Here is a 15,952-nt window from a genome sequence, read left to right on the forward strand (position 1 = left end):
GGCGGCGGCATGATCGGCGTCACGCGGGACGCCGATGTGCTGACCGTCCGGATACAGCGCCCGGAACGGCGCAACGCCCTCAACGCTGCTGTGATCGACCAACTTCGGACGACTTTCGAAGGTGCGGCAGCGGACGGTGTGAAGGCTATCGTCCTGACCGGCGAGGGTAGCGTCTTCTGCTCGGGAATGGACCTGTCGGGGGCCGGGGCCGCCTCCGCGGAGAACCTCATCGACGAACTGATGGACAAGGCGATAGCGCTCAACGCGGCGATCGACCACACGCCGGTACCGGTGGTTGCGGCCATCAACGGTCCGGTCATCGGGGCCGGTGTGCAACTGGCCATCATCTGTGATCTCCGTGTGGTCGACCCGAACGCGTACTTCCAACTGCCAGTGGCCAAGTACGGGTTGGCTGCCGACACCTGGACGGTCCGGCGACTCACGTCCCTGGTGGGCTATGGGCGAGCCCGCGCCATGCTGATGGCGGCGCAGAAGCTCCCCGCCGACGAAGCGCTGCTGTGCGGAATGGCGAACCGGATAGGCACCCTCGAGGACGCCCAGCAATGGGCACAGGAGATCGCGGGACTGGCTCCGCTGTCGCTGCGGCACTCCAAGAGGGTGCTCAATGACGACGGCGCCTGGGACACCGAGAGACCTGTCCATCAAGACATGTTCGAGGCGGCGTGGAAAAGCCAGGATGCGGTCGAAGCGCAGGTCGCCCGCTTTCAGAAGCGGGCACCCGTATTCCAGGGCCGCTGACTACACGTCGTGTCAGGGAGCGCTATCGCCTGTGCCGGGCCGCCTCGCGGATGATGCCTGCGCGGGAAGTGACGCCGAGTTTGGCGTAGGCATGGGTGAGATGGGTTTGTACGGTGCGCGGCGAGATGAACAGTTGCGCCGCGATCTCTTTGTTCGCTATGCCGTCTCCGACCAGCACAACGATGTCGCGTTCGGTTGGTGTGAGCGCGTCCCAACCCACAGTCGAGCGCCTGCGTTGACCGCGGCCGCGCTGCGCGTACGCGATGATCTCCGCGGCGGAAAATCCTTGACCCTCGGCCCAGGCACCTGCGAAGTCGTGGTGAGGCATTTCCTGCCGCAGCTTCGCCACCAACTCGTCATATGCGGCTTGGTAAACGGCGAACCGTGTCTCGCCGGTCCGCGCGCGCAGAGCGGTCGCTGCGCCCAGCAACCGGCAAGCCTGCCGCTTGTCGGCAGTCAGCACGGCTAAGCATTCGAGGGCATCCGCAACCCCCAACCAGGCGTGAACGGCGGCAGCTTCTGCCAGCGCGTCGTGCGCATCGCGGCCGGCCTGTTCGAATTCGCCTTGCTCGTAGGCGATGTGGGCCCGTGCTGCAAGTGCTGTTGCCCGGTGCCAGCCCCGCGTCGTCGCCACGGCGTCGTCCACCATCACGCGGGCGGCGGCAAGCTCACCGCGCGCAAGCAGGACCGATGCGATCAACGCGCTGTGTATCGAGGCGGTACGGGGCTGCGCCGACGCCGCGCCACGCCATGCGTCGCTCGCGGATGCCGCCGCAGCGACATCCCCGGCAGCAAGGTGAGCCGTGGCCAACGCAGCATGGGCGAATCCGGGAAGGAAACCACCGACATCCGGCGATACCGCGAGGCCCTGCTGGGCAACGTCAATTGCCCCTGCTACGTCACCGCTATATGTCAACAGGCGGCTCAGGCAGATTGCGCTGCCGGCCGCCCAACCTCGGTCCGCCGCGATATCGGCCTCGGACCGTAGCTGACGAAACTGCGCGACGCCATCGACCAGGTCGCCAGACATCATCTGCGCCAGCCCCAACTGCCATCGGCAGGCCCGCGACCCGTATCGGTCTCCGATGGCTTCGGCCAGATCACGACCTTCTTCAGCGGCGAGACGCATCGAATCAGGGCGCCCCGCAGCGTATTCCACGTGTGCGCGCAGAACCAGCGCCGCGACCAACCGCCACGGTTTGCCTTGTTCGCGCACCGCATCGACCGCTTCGGCGAACGCCGTCTGATCGAAGGCGGGGTCGAAGGCGTGACTGGCAGCGGAAGCGACAAGCGTCCACGCGACTAATTCAGGGTCGTTGACCCGGCCCGCGACCGCCGCCGACTCATCCGCGGCCGCACTGTCCGCAACTCCCACCAACACATTGAGCATTGCCGCGTCGGCGAGCGCTCGGGCTCGCAGCGCCGGGGGCAGCGGGCTCTCCAGCGCGGCATCCAACCAGCTGCGGCCTTCGCGGAATTCGGCATGTCCCAGCCACACTGGTTGCAGCCCCGAGGCGATCCGGACGGCCGATTCCGCAGCACCGCTTCCGCGGCTCCACTCGAACGCCGCCCGCAAGTTGGCAAGTTCGCGGACCACCTCATCGACGCGGTCGGCGAAGGCGATACGCACTGCATCAAGGTCGGCGGCCAAGGCCGCGTAATGGTCTCGATGGTGCTGACGGGTACGGTCCGCTTCACCAGACTCCGCGAGCTTCTCCTGCGCGTATTGGCGCATCGTTTCCAGCAGCTGATACCGGGTGCGGACGTTGTGGTTCTGCAAGGTCACCAACGACTTGTCGACCAGGGACGACAGCAATTCCAGAATGCCGTAGCCGTCGATGTCTGGTGAAACTGACCGCACCGCGGCCAGATCGAATCCGCCCACGAAAACGGCCAACCGTCGGAAGATTGTTCGCTCCGGTTCCGTCAACAGCTCGTACGACCAGTCGACGGAGGCACGAAGTGTCTGCTGACGGCGGACTGCAGTACGTGCACCACCGGTGAGCAACCGGAAGCGGTCGCGTAACCCCTCGAGAATGTCGGTCAATGTCAGCGATCGCACCCGTGCTGCGGCGAGTTCGATGGCCAGGGGTACGCCGTCAAGACGCCGGCAGATGTCCGCGACGGTGTTGTCCTCGGGCGCCTCAAATTCTGGATCAACCAGGCGGGCCCGCTCCTTGAACAACGCGATCGCCTCGTCCGTCAGCGACAGCGACGGCACCCGCCACGTCACCTCGCCAGGCACTCCGATCGGCTCTCGGCTGGTGGCCAACACCGTCAGTGCTGGGCACCGGCTGAGCGCGGCTGAGACAAGCGCTGCGGTTGCATCCAGCAAGTGCTCGCAATTGTCCAGCAAGACAAGCGTTTTGCGGTTTCCGATGAAGTGAATCACCGCGTCGGTCGTGGAGTGACCCGCCGGATCCGGTATGCCCAGAGCCCGCATCACCACGGCCGGTACTTGCTCGGGATCAACCACGGAGGCGAGGTCCACGTACCACAGCCCGCCCGGGAAGTCGCCGCTGAGTTCGCCGGCCTTCTCGACGGCCAGTCGGGTCTTTCCGACACCACCCGCGCCGGTGAGGGTGACAATCCGGTGGTCCGCTACGAGAGCACCGACGGTGGCCAACTGTGGGCCGCGTCCGACGAAGCTCGTCAGCTGCGTCGGAAGGTTAGGGGTCCCCGGCGTCAAAAGCTCACTCCCACCGCTTGCACTCGGTAGCGCTCATGGTAGCCAGCAACCCAATGCGGTGGTGGTGCGGATCTACGACCCGTCAGCACCTCGATCTACGCGGTTCGGCGGATGGTTGCCGGCGACGCTTTGGCGATAGTCGTGTTCGGCGCACTCAAGGAGGGGATGACTGTGACGATGTCAAACGCCGGAACGGACAATCTGCACGCGGCGCCGACCACCGGCCTCGAAACGATCGACAAGGGGCGCGGCGTTGCGTCCCACCCGAATCCACTGCTGTTCGTCCACGGTGCCGCGCACGCCGCGTGGTGCTGGGACGAGCACTTCCTCGACTTCTTCGCCGAGAGAGGATTCCGTGCCGTCGCGGTGAGCCTGCGCGGGCACGGCGGTAGTCCGGCTCCTGGCCGCCTGTCTAAGGTCTCGCTCGCCGACTATGTCAACGACGTGCATTCGGTGGCGGGGCGACTTCCCGCCGCTCCCATCCTCATCGGGCACTCGCTCGGTGGGTTTGTGGTGCAAAAGTATCTAGAGGTGCACCGAGCGCCGGCCGCTGTTCTGCTCGCTTCCGCGCCGCCGCAGGGACTGCTCCGGTTCATGCTCCGTTCCGCACGTCGGCATCCGCTGCGGATGGCCAGGGCAACGGTCACCGGAAAATCAGTGCGGATGATCAATACCCCGCCTCGTGCGAGAGAAGCCTTCTTCTCACCCGAGACGGCCGAAGCTGACGTCGCGCGCTGGGCGGCACGGTTCGACGAGGAGAGCCCGCGCCCGATACTCGACACCATGTTCAATCCCGCCCAGCCGCAGCATGTCTCGGCGCCGCTGCTCGTCCTCGGCGCGGAACTAGATCGCTCGATCACCACGAGTGAGGTCCATGCGACGGCCGGCGCATACCGCACCCGGGCGGAAATCTTCGTTGGCATGGGCCACGACATGATGCTCGAGCCCCGCTGGCCCGCGGTAGCGGAGCGCATTCGCACCTGGTTGGCGTCGCAGGGCTGGTGAAGATCCTCAGTCACCTACGTCTCCGTCGACATACAGCCAGCGGCCCTTCTCCCGGGTGAATCGGCTGCGTTCATGCAGGATCTGGCGCTTGCCGTCCCGCACATACTGGGCGCGGAACTCGACCACTCCGGTCGTGTCATCGTGGGTACCGGCTTCGGTGTCGACGATCTGCAGCCGACGCCACACGACGTCGCTGTCCAGGTGCAGTCGCTTTGGTCGCGTGCGGGGATGCCAGCTCGTGGAAAGGTAATCGGCGTCGCCCAGGGCGAAGGCGCTGAAGCGTGACCGCATCAGCGTCAGTGCGGTGTCGGCGTCCCGTTCGCCGGCGTGCAGTGGCCCGCAGCAGTCGGCGTAGCCGCTGCCGGATCCGCACGGGCACCCCTCTTCGTCTTGTGCCTTGACGCCCATGAGGAGATTGTCTCAGGCTGAAAGGCGCAACAGCGAAGGAGAAATCGCGATGACCGACACCGGCATAGCCGAAGCCGCCCGTGCCGCGGGGGACCCGATACAGCAGGCTGTGGCGGTCTTCATGCTGCATCCGGAGACTTTCGCGGAGAGTATCGCGGCCGGGTACCAGAACCCACTGGCCGGATACGTCGCCGGTCGCGGTGGAGTCTTGGGTGATGTCAGCGGCGAGACGGTCAGTTCGGCGTTCGTCGTGTTCGAACCCGAGTCCCTCGCCGCGCTGTGGGAAGAAGGCGTCGCGGTGCGCGGCGCCGCCGGCGCCGCCGAACAATATTGGCAACAGACCGCCGACTTCGGCCGCAAGTATCTGGTCGGCGCAGCGGGGCTGGACCGCCTGGCGGCGTTGGGAGAGAAGATCATTGCCGCGACGCCCGGTGCGGGACTGCCGCTGTATGCGGGCTGGCGCACCATGCCGCTGGCCGATGACGCGCCGGCGCGCGCGCTGCAGGTGATGTTCATCCTGCGCGAATTGCGAGCGGCCGTTCATTTCAACGTCCTGACCGACTCCGGAATCACGCCCGTGGAAGCACACATGCTCAACAAGGGTCCGGAGTACACAAAGATGTTCGCCTGGCCGGAACCGTTCGCGGACGGCGCCGCGAAGAAAGACCGTTACACCGCGGTCGAGGACGCCACCAACCACCGCATGGCGGAGATCTTCGCGGCCGCCCTCGACGCCGCAGAGGCGGACGAACTCGCGCGACTGAGCGCCGACGCGCTGGCGTCAATGAGGGCGAGTCTTGCGGGCTGAGCGCCCCTGGCCTCTGCGGTGATCGGGGCGGTTATGGTCGTTTTGATAGTGGTCCTTCCGCAACGGCCCGGACGTCATCCCGGCCGGACGGAAGGTCGCAAGGAGGGAGCGCAGTGAACGACGAGCAACGCGCAGCGATGGCATCGCGGCCCGGTTTTATCGCCGCGCTGGATCAAAGCGGTGGAAGCAGCCCGAAAGCCTTGAAGCTGTATGGCATTTCAGAAGATGCCTACGACAGCGACGAGAAGATGTTCAACCTCATCCATGAGATGCGGGAACGAATCATGTCGAGTCCCCGCTTTTCCGGCGAGCAGGTCCTGGCCACCATTCTCTTCGAGCAGACCATGGACCGGGCCATCGAAGGTCAGGACACCGCCGCGTTTCTGTGGGAGCAGAAGCGTATCGTGCCGATCGTCAAGGTCGACCAGGGTCTGGCCGACGCCGAAAACGGTGTGCAGCTCATGAAACCCATGACGAAACTGGATTCCCTGCTGGACCGGGCGGTGGAAAAGCACATCTTCGGCACCAAGATGCGGTCGTTCATTCAAGAGCCGAATGACCAAGGGATCAAAGCTATTGTCGACCAGCAGTTCGACTACGCCTATCGGATTATCGACCGCGGACTGATGCCGATCATCGAGCCCGAGGTGAGTATCAAAAGCCCGGACAAGCCCAAGGCCGACAACCTGCTACTGGCGGCTTTGAGTGCGAAACTCGATGAGGTGCCCGGGGATACGCAGGTGATGCTCAAGCTCACCCTGCCCAGCGAGGACAACCTCTACACACCGCTCATCGAGCATCCCCGGGTTCTCCGGGTGGTCGCGCTGTCCGGCGGGTACAGCCTGGACGAGAGTTGCGCGATCCTGGCGCGCAATCATGGTCTCATCGCCAGCTTTTCGCGTGCCCTCACCGAGGGTTTGCTGGTCGATCAAACCGACGCTGAATTCGACGCCAAGCTTGGAGCGAACATCGAACAGATCTACGCCGCATCCGTGACCTAGGACCCCCCGGGGGCCGCCCAGATCCTTCTCGGAAGCAATTGCCTGGGAAACGAATTCGAACCGAGGCGCAATTCGCGGCTGAAATGGCAGCCACCGATTCCGTTGCCGAAAATCGAGTTTCTCCACGCGCGCGGATATCTCCCGATTAAAGTCACAGTATCGGGGGGAGATGCTCATGTCGTTCGTTATGGCGGCGCCGCAGCAGGTGCAGGCGGCAGCCCGGGATTTGGCGGGAATCCGGTCGATCCTGGCCGAGGCATCGGCGTCGGCCGCGACGCCGACAAGCGCGGTAGTGCCGGCGGCCGCGGACGAGGTCTCCGCCGCGATCGCTTCGTTGTTCGCCGATTTCGGCGAGGAGTTCCAAATCATCAGCGCGCAAACGCAAGTGTTTCACGCGGAGTTCGTCAATGCGCTGAACGCCGCTGCCGGAGCCTATCTGAGCACGGAGATCGCCAACGCCGAGAGTGCTCTTTCGCCGCTATCCGGCTCGACCGGGCTGCCCGCGGCCGCCGGCGGCTTTGGCGGTGCTTATCAGACGTTGTACGCGAACACCGTCGCAAACCTGCAAACTCTCAACACGGTGTGGTCCGCCAACCCCGCGCCGCTGCTGCGACAGTTCGTCACGAACCAAATGGCCTACGCGCACACGATCGCCGCCGACGTTCAGTATGTGGTGCAGAACTTCCCGGCGGTGCTGGCCGATCTGCCGGCGAACGTCAGGGCGGCGATCCAAACATTTCTCGCCTTCAATCCGGCGCCGTACATCCAGCAGTTCATCAGTAATCAGGTTGCCTATGCCCAGATCATCGGCACGTCGCTGCAGAACGGGGCCACCGACTTCGTTGCCGGTCTGCAGGGGCTGCCGGCCGCCTTCCAGTCGGCGGGACAGGCCCTTATGGCGGGTGACATCGGTGGCGCCGTGAGCGACATCGCGACCGGCGTCGGAAACCTGTTCGTCACCGGCGTCGATGTCAGTAGCACCGGGGACCCCCTCATCCCACCCGGGCTCACCGCCACCGTCACCCCGGCGGGTTCGGTGGGAGCTCTGTTACCCATCCTCACCATCCCGGGGATGATGGCTCAGAACTTCACCAACCTGCTGCCCGCCGGCTCCATCCCGGCGCAGATCGCCCAGAACTTCACCAACGTCGTCAACACGGTGACCAACACGTCCATTACCGCAGACGCACTGATCAGCATCAGACTCCTTCCTCCGTCGGTGAACGTATCTCTCGCAGCGACGTTCGGTCTTCCGTTGACGCTCCTTGTCGATGCGTTGGGTGCGCCGGTCAACACGTTGATCGCGATCGACTCCAGCTTCACCAGCGTCAGTGACGCGGTGGGTACCGGAGACTGGGCCGGAGCGGCCGGGGCGATCATCGACGCACCCGCCGTCATCGCCGACGGCTTCCTCAACGGCACGACCACGCTCCCAATCGGTTTCGACATCAGTGGCTATCCCACCGTCATCAATCTCCCGTTGAGCGGAATTCTCGTTCCCAACACCGGTTACACCGCGTCGTTGAGCGGTCTGCCGATCGTCGGAACACTCACCGTTCCGGTCGCGGGCACGCCGCTCAGTGGCCTGGTTACCGGCTTGTACAACGCAGCCCAACTGCTCGCGACCCAGATCGCGTAGCGCGCCGGAGGGGTTACCCGGCCGACTTTTCCAGCACGTGCACGCCGCACGCCGACCCCAATCCGATGACGTGCGCCAGGCCCACCTTCGCGTTCGCGATCTGGCGGTCACCGGCCTCGCCGCGCAGGTGATGGCAGATCTCCCAGATGTTGGCGATGCCCGTGGCCGCGATGGGGTGGCCCTTGGACTGCAGCCCGCCGGACACGTTGACCGGCGTCGCGCCGTCGCGCCAGGTGGCGCCCGAGTTGAAAAAGTCTGCGGCGCCGCCCTCTTCGCACAACATCAGGTTGTCGTAGTGCACCAGCTCGGCGGTGGCGAAACAGTCGTGCAGCTCAACCAGGTCCAGATCGCCGGGCCCGATGCCGGCCTGCTCGTAAGCGGTCGCGGCGGCGTTGCGGGTGAGGGTGTTGACGTTCGGCAGAACCTGGCAGCCCTCTTCGTAGGGGTCGGTGGTCAGCACTGACGCCGACACCTTGACGGCGCGCCGGCGCTGTTCCTGCGACAGCGATTTCAACGTCTCGCCGTTGCACACAATCGCTGCCGCCGCGCCGTCGCAGTTGGCCGAGCACATCGGACGGGTATTGGGGTATGCGATCATCACATCGCCCATGATCTGCTCAAGGGTGAACCTCTTCTGGTACGCAGCAAGAGGATTGAGTGTGGAATGAGCGTGGTTCTTCTCGCTGATCCGGGCGAACAGCTCGAAGCTGGTGCCGCCGTACTTGTGCCCGTATTCGGTGCCGATCTGTGCGAATACTCCCGGCATGGCTTCGGTGCCGATCCGCCCGTCAACCGGTGCGACCGCGCCGTAACGCCCCTTCGGCTCCCAGACGTCGGCGTCGGACTTCTTCTTGCCGCCGCCTCCGAGCAGTCCTGCGCCCGAGAGCTTTTCGACGCCGACGGCCATACCGTACGCAACTTCTCCGGCCTTGACGGCCATGATCGCGGTGCGCAGTGCGGTGGCGCCGGTGGCGCATGCGTTCGCCACGTTGTACACCGGGATGCCGGTCTGGCCAATCTGCTTCTGCAGCTGCTGTCCGATGCCGGCATTGGCTGCCATCAGGTTGCCGGCGGCGATCACACCGATGTCCGCCATCGTCACCCCGGCGTCGGCGAGCGCACCCATCGCGGCCTCGGCAGCCAGGTCGACGGTGTCACGGTCGGGGTGCTTACCGAACTTGGTCATCCGGATGCCGAGGATCCAGACGTCGTCACTGGCGCTCATGATGCTCCTTTGCGGATCGCTCAGTCGGCGGGCTCGAAGCCGAAGCCGATGGCCTCGGTGCCGTGGGAGTCGGTGCCGATGGGGTAGGTGGTCAGTCGCACCTTCATCCCGTCCCGCACATGGTCGGGGTCTGGTTCGACGTTGACGAGATTCGCCCGGACCTGGGTGCCGTCGCAATCGACGACCGCAGCGACGAAGGGAGTGGGGATTCCCGGCGCGGCGAAGGTGACGATGGTGAACGTCCGCACGGTGCCCTCGGTGGCCACTGCAACGCCGGTGAAGTCCGTTGCAAAGCAGTTGGCACACGCGTTCCGGCGATCGAAGAACCTGGCGCCGCACTGTGCGCATTGGTGCGCAACGAGGTGCGGATCGCCGTCGTCGAGCACCAGGTAGTCGACCAAGGGGATCTGCCCGGGCATCGGAACCTCCGTCGCGTCGTCGGCTACTGAGAATCCTTGCACGGTTCCCACCAAAAACCAGTTGACCACCCCTCGGTCAGGTGCGATGGTGGACCGCTGCTTGCCCACCCTCGACCACGACAAGGCGATGACTCTTACCGATGACCAACTGACCGATCTGACCGCCGGCACCACCGGCGGCGGTGCCGCGCACCGCCGGGTGATCGATGACGTCGGTGCATGGCTGGACGGTCTGGACTACGGTGTGCGTCCCGCACTGCGTGCCCTTGGCGAGTTGCTCGTCGGTGTCGCCGAGCGCGAAAGTGCAGAGAACGCAGAACGATTCACCGCGCGCTGCCTGGGCGTGCCGGATTGCGGCTATCTCCTGGACGAGGAACGCGAACTCAACCCGGTGTCCCGGCTGACCACCGCTCTGGCATTGGCGGAGTGGATCGAAGAACACGCCGACGCGTGCGAGGTCGGTCCCGGCGAGTACGCCTACCCGCCGAAGTGGACGCAAACCGAGATCGGTGACCAGCGCTACCGGCACCCGCTGTGCCTGCGCGTGCACTTCCCGGCCGGCTCGCTGTTGCCGGACGCCGGATGCGTCCTGCACATCGAGGCGCGGGACAGCATCATGCATTCCGCCGAAGTGAGCGCCTTCGTCACGCCGGACAACCAGGCGCACGCTCGCGCGGTGCTGGATCGTCTCGCCCGGCGCGCCAACGCGTTGAACCCGTACCGGGGACGTGCAGTGCGCGCCACCAACAACCAAGGGCTCAGCTTCACGGTGATCGAGCTGCCCTCGACGGTCAGTCGCGACACCGTGATCGTTCCCGACGAGGTGTGGACGGAGGTCGACCTGGGCGTCACAGCGGTGCGCGACCGGCACGAAGCCCTCCGGGCACACGGCCTGGGCGCACGGCGCGGGGTCCTGCTGTGCGGACCGCCCGGCACCGGCAAATCTGCGGTGAGCGCGGTGGTGGCCCGGGAGGTCGTGGGTGAGTTCACCGTCATCTACGTCGAGGCCAGGGCGGGGGAGGACTTGCTGACCGCCGTGGTGGAGGAGGCCCAGCGACTCGGCGGCCCAGTGCTCATCGTCCTCGAGGACGTCGACCTGTGGTGCCACAGCCGTGGGTCCGGTGACCGCGGTCTGTCGGAACTGTTGCAGGCCATGGACATCGAAAGCGACGCCCGCATCCTCACCCTGGCGTCCACCAACGACGCCGCCACGCTGGACAAGGCCGCAATCCGCACCGGGCGGTTCGATTCCGTCGTCGAAGTCGGACACCCGGACCGCGCCGATGCCGCGCGCATCCTGGCCGCCCTCATTCGCGACATCCCTGGAGGGCCTGACGTGGACACGGCGGCCGTGGTCTGTGCGCTACCCGAGAAGACCAGCGGGAGCGACATCCGCGAAGTCGTCCGACGGGCGGTCTTGTCCGGTGCTGACGGAAGGATCGGCACGGCGACACTGTTGGCCGAAATCGGCAACGGTCGTTACCGGGCCGTGGTGCCTGCGGGTCTCTATCTCTGAGCGTCTAACGGGTGCTTTCGTCGGCGATCTCGTCGTTGGACTGCCGGGCAGCGGGCGCGTCGGGATCTCCGTCCTGGTGTTCCAGGCGGTCTTCCTCCGCGCGCTGCCCGGGCGTCGTCTCGCGCGCGTCCTCGGGCACCGGCGCGTTTTCGTCTTGCTGCTGGGGATCCATCCCGTCGGGATCGCCGGTATCGCGGATTCCGAAACAAGGCTTAGCCGAAAGCCGACTCCGGGCCCTACGGTCAGAGCATGAACTTCGACGAGTACCGGACCTACGATGCCACGGGGCTGGCGAAACTGGTCGCCGACAAGGAGGTATCTGCTGCCGAGTTGCTCACGCTGGCCCGGGACCGGGCCGCGGCCGTCAACCCGCGGATCAACGCGATCGTGCGCGATGTTCCGGCCGGGCCTGCTGACCAGCTGCAAGGCCCGTTCGCCGGTGTTCCTTTCCTGATCAAGGACCTCGCCCAGGACTATGCCGGCCTGCCCAGCTCGCAAGGGTGTCGCGCGTTGATGTCGACGCCGATCGCCGAGCATTCGACCATCGTGCAGCGCTGGATAGACGCCGGGCTGGTCATTTTCGGCAAGACGAATCTCCCGGAGTTCGGTGCGAAAGGGATCACCGAATCGGAGGCGTGGGGCCCGGCGCGCAACCCGTGGGACCTCCAGCGAACGCCGGGGGGATCCTCGGGAGGGTCGGCCGCGGCCGTCGCGGCCGGGATCGTGCCGTGCGCCGGGGCAAACGACGGCGGCGGGTCCATCCGCATCCCGGCGGCGTGCTGCGGCCTGGTCGGCCTGAAGCCTGGGCGCGGCCTCACCCCGATGGGCCCGACGACCAGCGAATCCATGCACGGGGCGGCGGTGCAGGGTGTGGTGTCGCGAACGGTGCGTGACACCGCGGCGATGCTGGACGTCATCTGCGGAGGCGAGCCCTTCGGGCCCTACATTCCTGCCCTGCCCGACACACCGTTCGCGTCCGCGGTGGGCCAGGATCCGGGGAAGCTTCGGATCGGGGTACGGGTGCCGTCGGCGATCACGCCGAATCCGCACCGGGAGGCGTTCGCCGCCGTCGAGGCCACGGTCCAGACCCTCACCGCACTCGGACACCACGTCGAGGAACTGCCGCAGGCTCCCTACGACGACGCCGCGCTTGCCCGGGACTTCCTGCTCACCTGGTTCGTCCACCTTGCTTGGGACGTGGACGAGGCCAAGCGCCTGACCGGTGCCGGCAACGAGTCGTTCGAGCGCGACACGCTCATCATGGCGGCGGTCGGCCGCGCGACGGGCAGCGTCGACTACGTGGACGCCGTGGAAAGGCGTCACCAGCACACCCTGCGGCTGAGCGAATTCTTCGAGTCGTACGACCTGCTACTGACTCCGACGCTGGCGACCCCGCCGCCCAAGATCGGTGAGTTCGACCTGCCCGCGGTACTGCAACGCGCATCTGACGCGATGATCAAGACGCGCACCGCCGGTCTGCTGCGCCACACCAAGATCGTCGACGACCTGGTGGAGAAGAACCTGGGTTGGGTGCCCTACACCCAACTGGCCAACCTGACCGGTCGCCCGGCGATATCACTGCCGCTGCACTGGACTGCCGAGTCGCTGCCGCTCGGCGTCCAGTTCGTAGGACCACTGGGTGGCGAATCCCTGTTGATCCGACTGGCGGCGCAGTTGGAACAGGCGGCGCCATGGTCCGACCGGGTTCCGCCTGAATTCGGGTAGTCGCCTACGCATCGGGTATCAGCAATAATCTGCGTGTCCGGCCTCGGGGCAAGGGGATTGGCGGGCCGGCGAAACTCTGATATCGGTGGTGGCAATTAAGCGTCGACCTGGGATCTTCAACCGTTGGCAGCGGGCGGATCAGTTTGACTGGCTATCCGGCTACCTGGCTGCGCGCGGAATCAGCGGAACCACCCGGATGTTGATGGCCTCCATTTCCACCTCGCTGGTGTTGTGTCTGCTGGTGCTGTTGTACGGCTCCGACGGGCCGCGCGGCGCGATACCGGTCGCGATGACCTGGGCTGCCGTTGCCGGCGGCACAGCGGGAGCGCTGCTGTGGGTGTGGCGGTGGCCGACCCGCGCTCAGTCGGTTGCCTACGCCATGACGTGCAATGTCGCGGTGGCGTTGGCCTGTCTTGCGCATCCCAAGCCGCTGGCGGCGTTGATCGGGTGCATCGCCTTCGCCACCTTCGGTGCATACATGGCGTTCTTCCACACGACCGGATTCGTGCTGTACAACTTCGCGGTGGCCGCCGCCGTCGGCCTCTTCGAAGCCGGACGGCTCGCGCACCAGGGGCATCCTTCGCTGGCCGTGGTCGATCTGTGGCTGGTCGTCGAGGTCAACATCGCCTTGCCGCTGGCCATCGCGGTCCTGGTCCGTGCCCTGGCGGGTGACCTGCTGCGTGCCGACCGTGACCCGCTGACCGGCCTGCTGAACCGGCGCGCCTTCGCGCACAATGCGCTGGGGATGATGCTGGCGCGCCGGGGAATCGATGCTCACCTGGTGGTACTGGTGGTCGACCTGGACAACTTCAAGGGTCTCAACGACAACCGCGGTCACGCAGCCGGCGACTACGCGCTGGTCCAGGTCGGGCAGACACTGCTGGCCGCCGCTGAGGAACAGGCGGTCGTTGCGCGAAGCGGCGGCGAGGAATTCCTGCTGGCCGGCACGTCGGTGAGCTGCAACGCCGAGCAGCTGGCCAAGCAGATATGTCAGGCGATCGCCAACTCGACGGTGGGAGTGACGGCCAGCATCGGCACCGCCTGCGCCCGGCTTGATGAAACGACGCCTGGTGAGCACCAGACGCTCCTCATCGACCTCATCACCGCGTCCGACGCCGCGATGTATCAAGCCAAGAGGCTGGGCGGCAACGGATTCCACCACCATGAACTGTGTGGCAGCCGGCGTTGATCAGAGCCGCTCGGGGACCCGGATGCGCGCCAGGTCCTCGGCGATGACCAGGTCGCCGTCGAAGACCTCGGCCGCCTCGTCCCGGTGCTCCCGAGTGTCGGGATACCGCTGTGAGAAATGGGTCAGCACCAGTCGCCGCACTCCGCACTCGGCGGCAACCCGCGCCGCCTGCCGCGCCGTGAGGTGCCCGTAGCGAGCGGCCAGGTCCGAGTCCCGACTCAGAAAGGTCGCCTCGATCACCAGCAGGTCCACGCCGTCGGCGAGGGCGTAGACCCCGTCGCACAGCCGGGTGTCCATGACGAAGGCGAACCGCTGGCCGGGCCTCGCCTCGCTGACCTCCGACAGATCGACCGTCCGTCCGCCCCAGTCGATAGAGCCGGCGGCGTGCAGTTCGCCCACTGCGGGGCCGTCGAGGCCGACGCGCTTCAGCAGTTCGGGCACGAATCTGCGGCCGTCCGGCTCGATGAGCCGATAGCCGATCGCATCGGCAGAGTGCTCGAGCCGGCGCGCTTCCAGCACTCCGAAGTCTCCCGCCGCGATCGGCCCGTCGACGGCGACGGGTTGTGCGTAGATGTCGGCACGGTCGTGAAAGATGCAGGCGTGATGCAACCGGCTGAAGTACTGCTGCCCCGAAGCCGGGAAGTAGGCGTGTACCCGGTGCTGCGCGTCGTCCAGGGACAGGCGCTGGATGACGCCGGGGACACCGAGGCAGTGATCACCGTGAAAGTGGGTGACGCACAACCGCGTCACACTGCTCATCGCCACTCCGGCGAGCAGCATCTGGCGCTGCGTGCCCTCGCCCGGATCGAACAGCAGGCCTTCGCCGTCCCAGCGCAACAGGTAGCCGTTCTGGTTGCGGTACCGGGTGGGCGCCTGACTGGCGGTGCCCAGCACGATCAGTTCGCGGACCGACATGGCGCTACGCCGCCTGACTCATAGCGCCGCCGCCGCTCCGAGGGAGGTGGCGGTCAGTGTTGCGACGATGCTGTTCTCGTCGGTGTCGATGTCTCCGTGCAACCAGCCGATGATGAGCTCTGTCGTACCGGCGACCAGCGCGCGGGTGGCCAGCACCCGGTCGACTCCGGGCTTGGGATCTCCGCTGAAAGCGATTGCGTGGACCGCCATGTACTCACTGAAGTCCCGCACCGCGCGCTGCTGACGTTCGCGTAGCCGCGGGTAGGCCGGACACTCCATGTACAAGCGGGCGTCGGCGGGATCGGAGGCCAGCGTGTGCACCACCACGCGCACCGTACGCGCGACCCGCTCGGCGAGCGGGGCGGCGGCCAGCACCTCCTCCATCTGGGCGTACAGCCGCCCGAACAGCTCCTCGGCACACGCGTCGAGCAGGTCGTCCTTGGTGGCGAACTCGGTATAGAAATACCGCTTACTCAGATTCGCGCGCTGGGCGACCACATCGACGGTCAAGGGCGCCACGCCCGACTCGGCAATCAGGGCGCGGGCTGCTTCCACCAGACGCGCGCGGCGGCCCTGTGAACGCTGCTCGGAACTCAGTCCGCCATAGGTTCGGCCGCTCATAACGACATCTTGACCCATTATTCGACGCGGGCC

At 66.1% G+C, this 15,952-nt stretch carries 15 protein-coding genes; 8 read left to right on the forward strand and 7 right to left on the reverse strand.

Translation table 11 applies throughout. The features are described 5' to 3' along the window. Positions 1-9 precede the first annotated feature (9 nt). On the forward strand, positions 10-759 hold the full coding sequence (locus tag QXH22_RS12720; RefSeq protein ID WP_306243780.1) for an enoyl-CoA hydratase: 750 nt from the start codon (positions 10-12) through the stop codon (positions 757-759). Positions 760-781: 22 nt separating this feature from the next. Here QXH22_RS12720 and QXH22_RS12725 read toward each other — a convergent pair whose 3' ends face one another. After that, positions 782-3,448, reverse strand: coding sequence for a LuxR C-terminal-related transcriptional regulator (locus tag QXH22_RS12725; protein WP_306275769.1), 2,667 nt, complete (start codon positions 3,446-3,448; stop codon positions 782-784). Between the two features lie 177 nt (positions 3,449-3,625). Here QXH22_RS12725 and QXH22_RS12730 point away from each other — a divergent pair, with 177 nt between their 5' ends. Then, positions 3,626-4,453, forward strand: coding sequence for an alpha/beta hydrolase (locus QXH22_RS12730; protein WP_306276026.1), 828 nt, complete (start codon positions 3,626-3,628; stop codon positions 4,451-4,453). Between the two features lie 6 nt (positions 4,454-4,459). Here QXH22_RS12730 and QXH22_RS12735 read toward each other — a convergent pair whose 3' ends face one another. Then, on the reverse strand, positions 4,460-4,861 hold the full coding sequence (locus QXH22_RS12735; protein ID WP_306275770.1) for a YchJ family protein: 402 nt from the start codon (positions 4,859-4,861) through the stop codon (positions 4,460-4,462). A 49-nt stretch (positions 4,862-4,910) separates the two neighbouring features. Between QXH22_RS12735 and QXH22_RS12740 the strand changes: the two genes are divergently transcribed. The 3 genes from QXH22_RS12740 (at position 4,911) to QXH22_RS12750 (ending at position 8,309) form a co-directional block, all read left to right on the forward strand. Then, positions 4,911-5,669, forward strand: coding sequence for an evbL (locus tag QXH22_RS12740; protein WP_306275771.1), 759 nt, complete (start codon positions 4,911-4,913; stop codon positions 5,667-5,669). A gap of 113 nt (positions 5,670-5,782) precedes the next feature. After that, entirely contained in the window at positions 5,783-6,670 is an 888-nt protein-coding gene (locus QXH22_RS12745) for a fructose bisphosphate aldolase (protein WP_306275773.1), read from the forward strand. A gap of 175 nt (positions 6,671-6,845) precedes the next feature. Further along, the gene (locus QXH22_RS12750) at positions 6,846-8,309 is read left to right on the forward strand and encodes a PE family protein (RefSeq protein ID WP_306275774.1); all 1,464 of its coding nucleotides are present in this window, start codon (positions 6,846-6,848) and stop codon (positions 8,307-8,309) included. Positions 8,310-8,322: 13 nt separating this feature from the next. On the opposite strand, the gene QXH22_RS12755 is transcribed toward QXH22_RS12750, so the two are convergent. Both QXH22_RS12755 and QXH22_RS12760 read right to left on the reverse strand, forming a co-directional pair. Then, positions 8,323-9,534 (reverse strand): thiolase family protein, encoded by a 1,212-nt coding sequence (locus QXH22_RS12755; protein ID WP_306275775.1) that lies wholly within the window; start codon positions 9,532-9,534, stop codon positions 8,323-8,325. A 20-nt stretch (positions 9,535-9,554) separates the two neighbouring features. Continuing rightward, entirely contained in the window at positions 9,555-9,953 is a 399-nt protein-coding gene (locus QXH22_RS12760) for a Zn-ribbon domain-containing OB-fold protein (RefSeq protein WP_306243764.1), read from the reverse strand. 127 nt (positions 9,954-10,080) lie between these two features. On the opposite strand from QXH22_RS12760, the gene QXH22_RS12765 reads away from it, so the two are divergent. Further along, a complete protein-coding gene (locus tag QXH22_RS12765; protein WP_306276027.1) occupies positions 10,081-11,469 on the forward strand; it encodes an ATP-binding protein in 1,389 nt (462 codons plus the stop codon). 4 nt (positions 11,470-11,473) lie between these two features. Here the strand turns inward: QXH22_RS12765 and QXH22_RS12770 are convergent, their stop codons facing one another. After that, on the reverse strand, positions 11,474-11,641 hold the full coding sequence (locus tag QXH22_RS12770) for a hypothetical protein (protein WP_306243762.1): 168 nt from the start codon (positions 11,639-11,641) through the stop codon (positions 11,474-11,476). 77 nt (positions 11,642-11,718) lie between these two features. Between QXH22_RS12770 and QXH22_RS12775 the strand changes: the two genes are divergently transcribed. Together QXH22_RS12775 and QXH22_RS12780 are read left to right on the forward strand one after the other, a co-directional pair. Continuing rightward, positions 11,719-13,194, forward strand: a complete 1,476-nt coding sequence (locus tag QXH22_RS12775) for an amidase (protein ID WP_306275776.1) — start codon at positions 11,719-11,721, stop codon at positions 13,192-13,194. An 85-nt stretch (positions 13,195-13,279) separates the two neighbouring features. Next, positions 13,280-14,383: a GGDEF domain-containing protein gene (locus QXH22_RS12780; RefSeq protein WP_306275777.1), complete on the forward strand. Its 1,104-nt coding sequence runs from the start codon at positions 13,280-13,282 to the stop codon at positions 14,381-14,383. On the opposite strand, the gene QXH22_RS12785 is transcribed toward QXH22_RS12780, so the two are convergent. Beyond that, positions 14,384-15,298 carry a ribonuclease Z gene (locus QXH22_RS12785; RefSeq protein ID WP_306243756.1) on the reverse strand — a complete coding sequence of 305 codons (915 nt, stop codon included), beginning with the start codon at positions 15,296-15,298 and terminating at the stop codon, positions 14,384-14,386. A gap of 18 nt (positions 15,299-15,316) precedes the next feature. After that, the gene (locus QXH22_RS12790) at positions 15,317-15,919 is read right to left on the reverse strand and encodes a TetR/AcrR family transcriptional regulator (protein WP_306243753.1); all 603 of its coding nucleotides are present in this window, start codon (positions 15,917-15,919) and stop codon (positions 15,317-15,319) included. Positions 15,920-15,952: the final 33 nt, after the last annotated feature.

Origin of the sequence: Mycobacterium sp. TY814 (assembly GCF_030755175.1) — a bacterium.
Lineage (GTDB): Bacteria > Actinomycetota > Actinomycetes > Mycobacteriales > Mycobacteriaceae > Mycobacterium.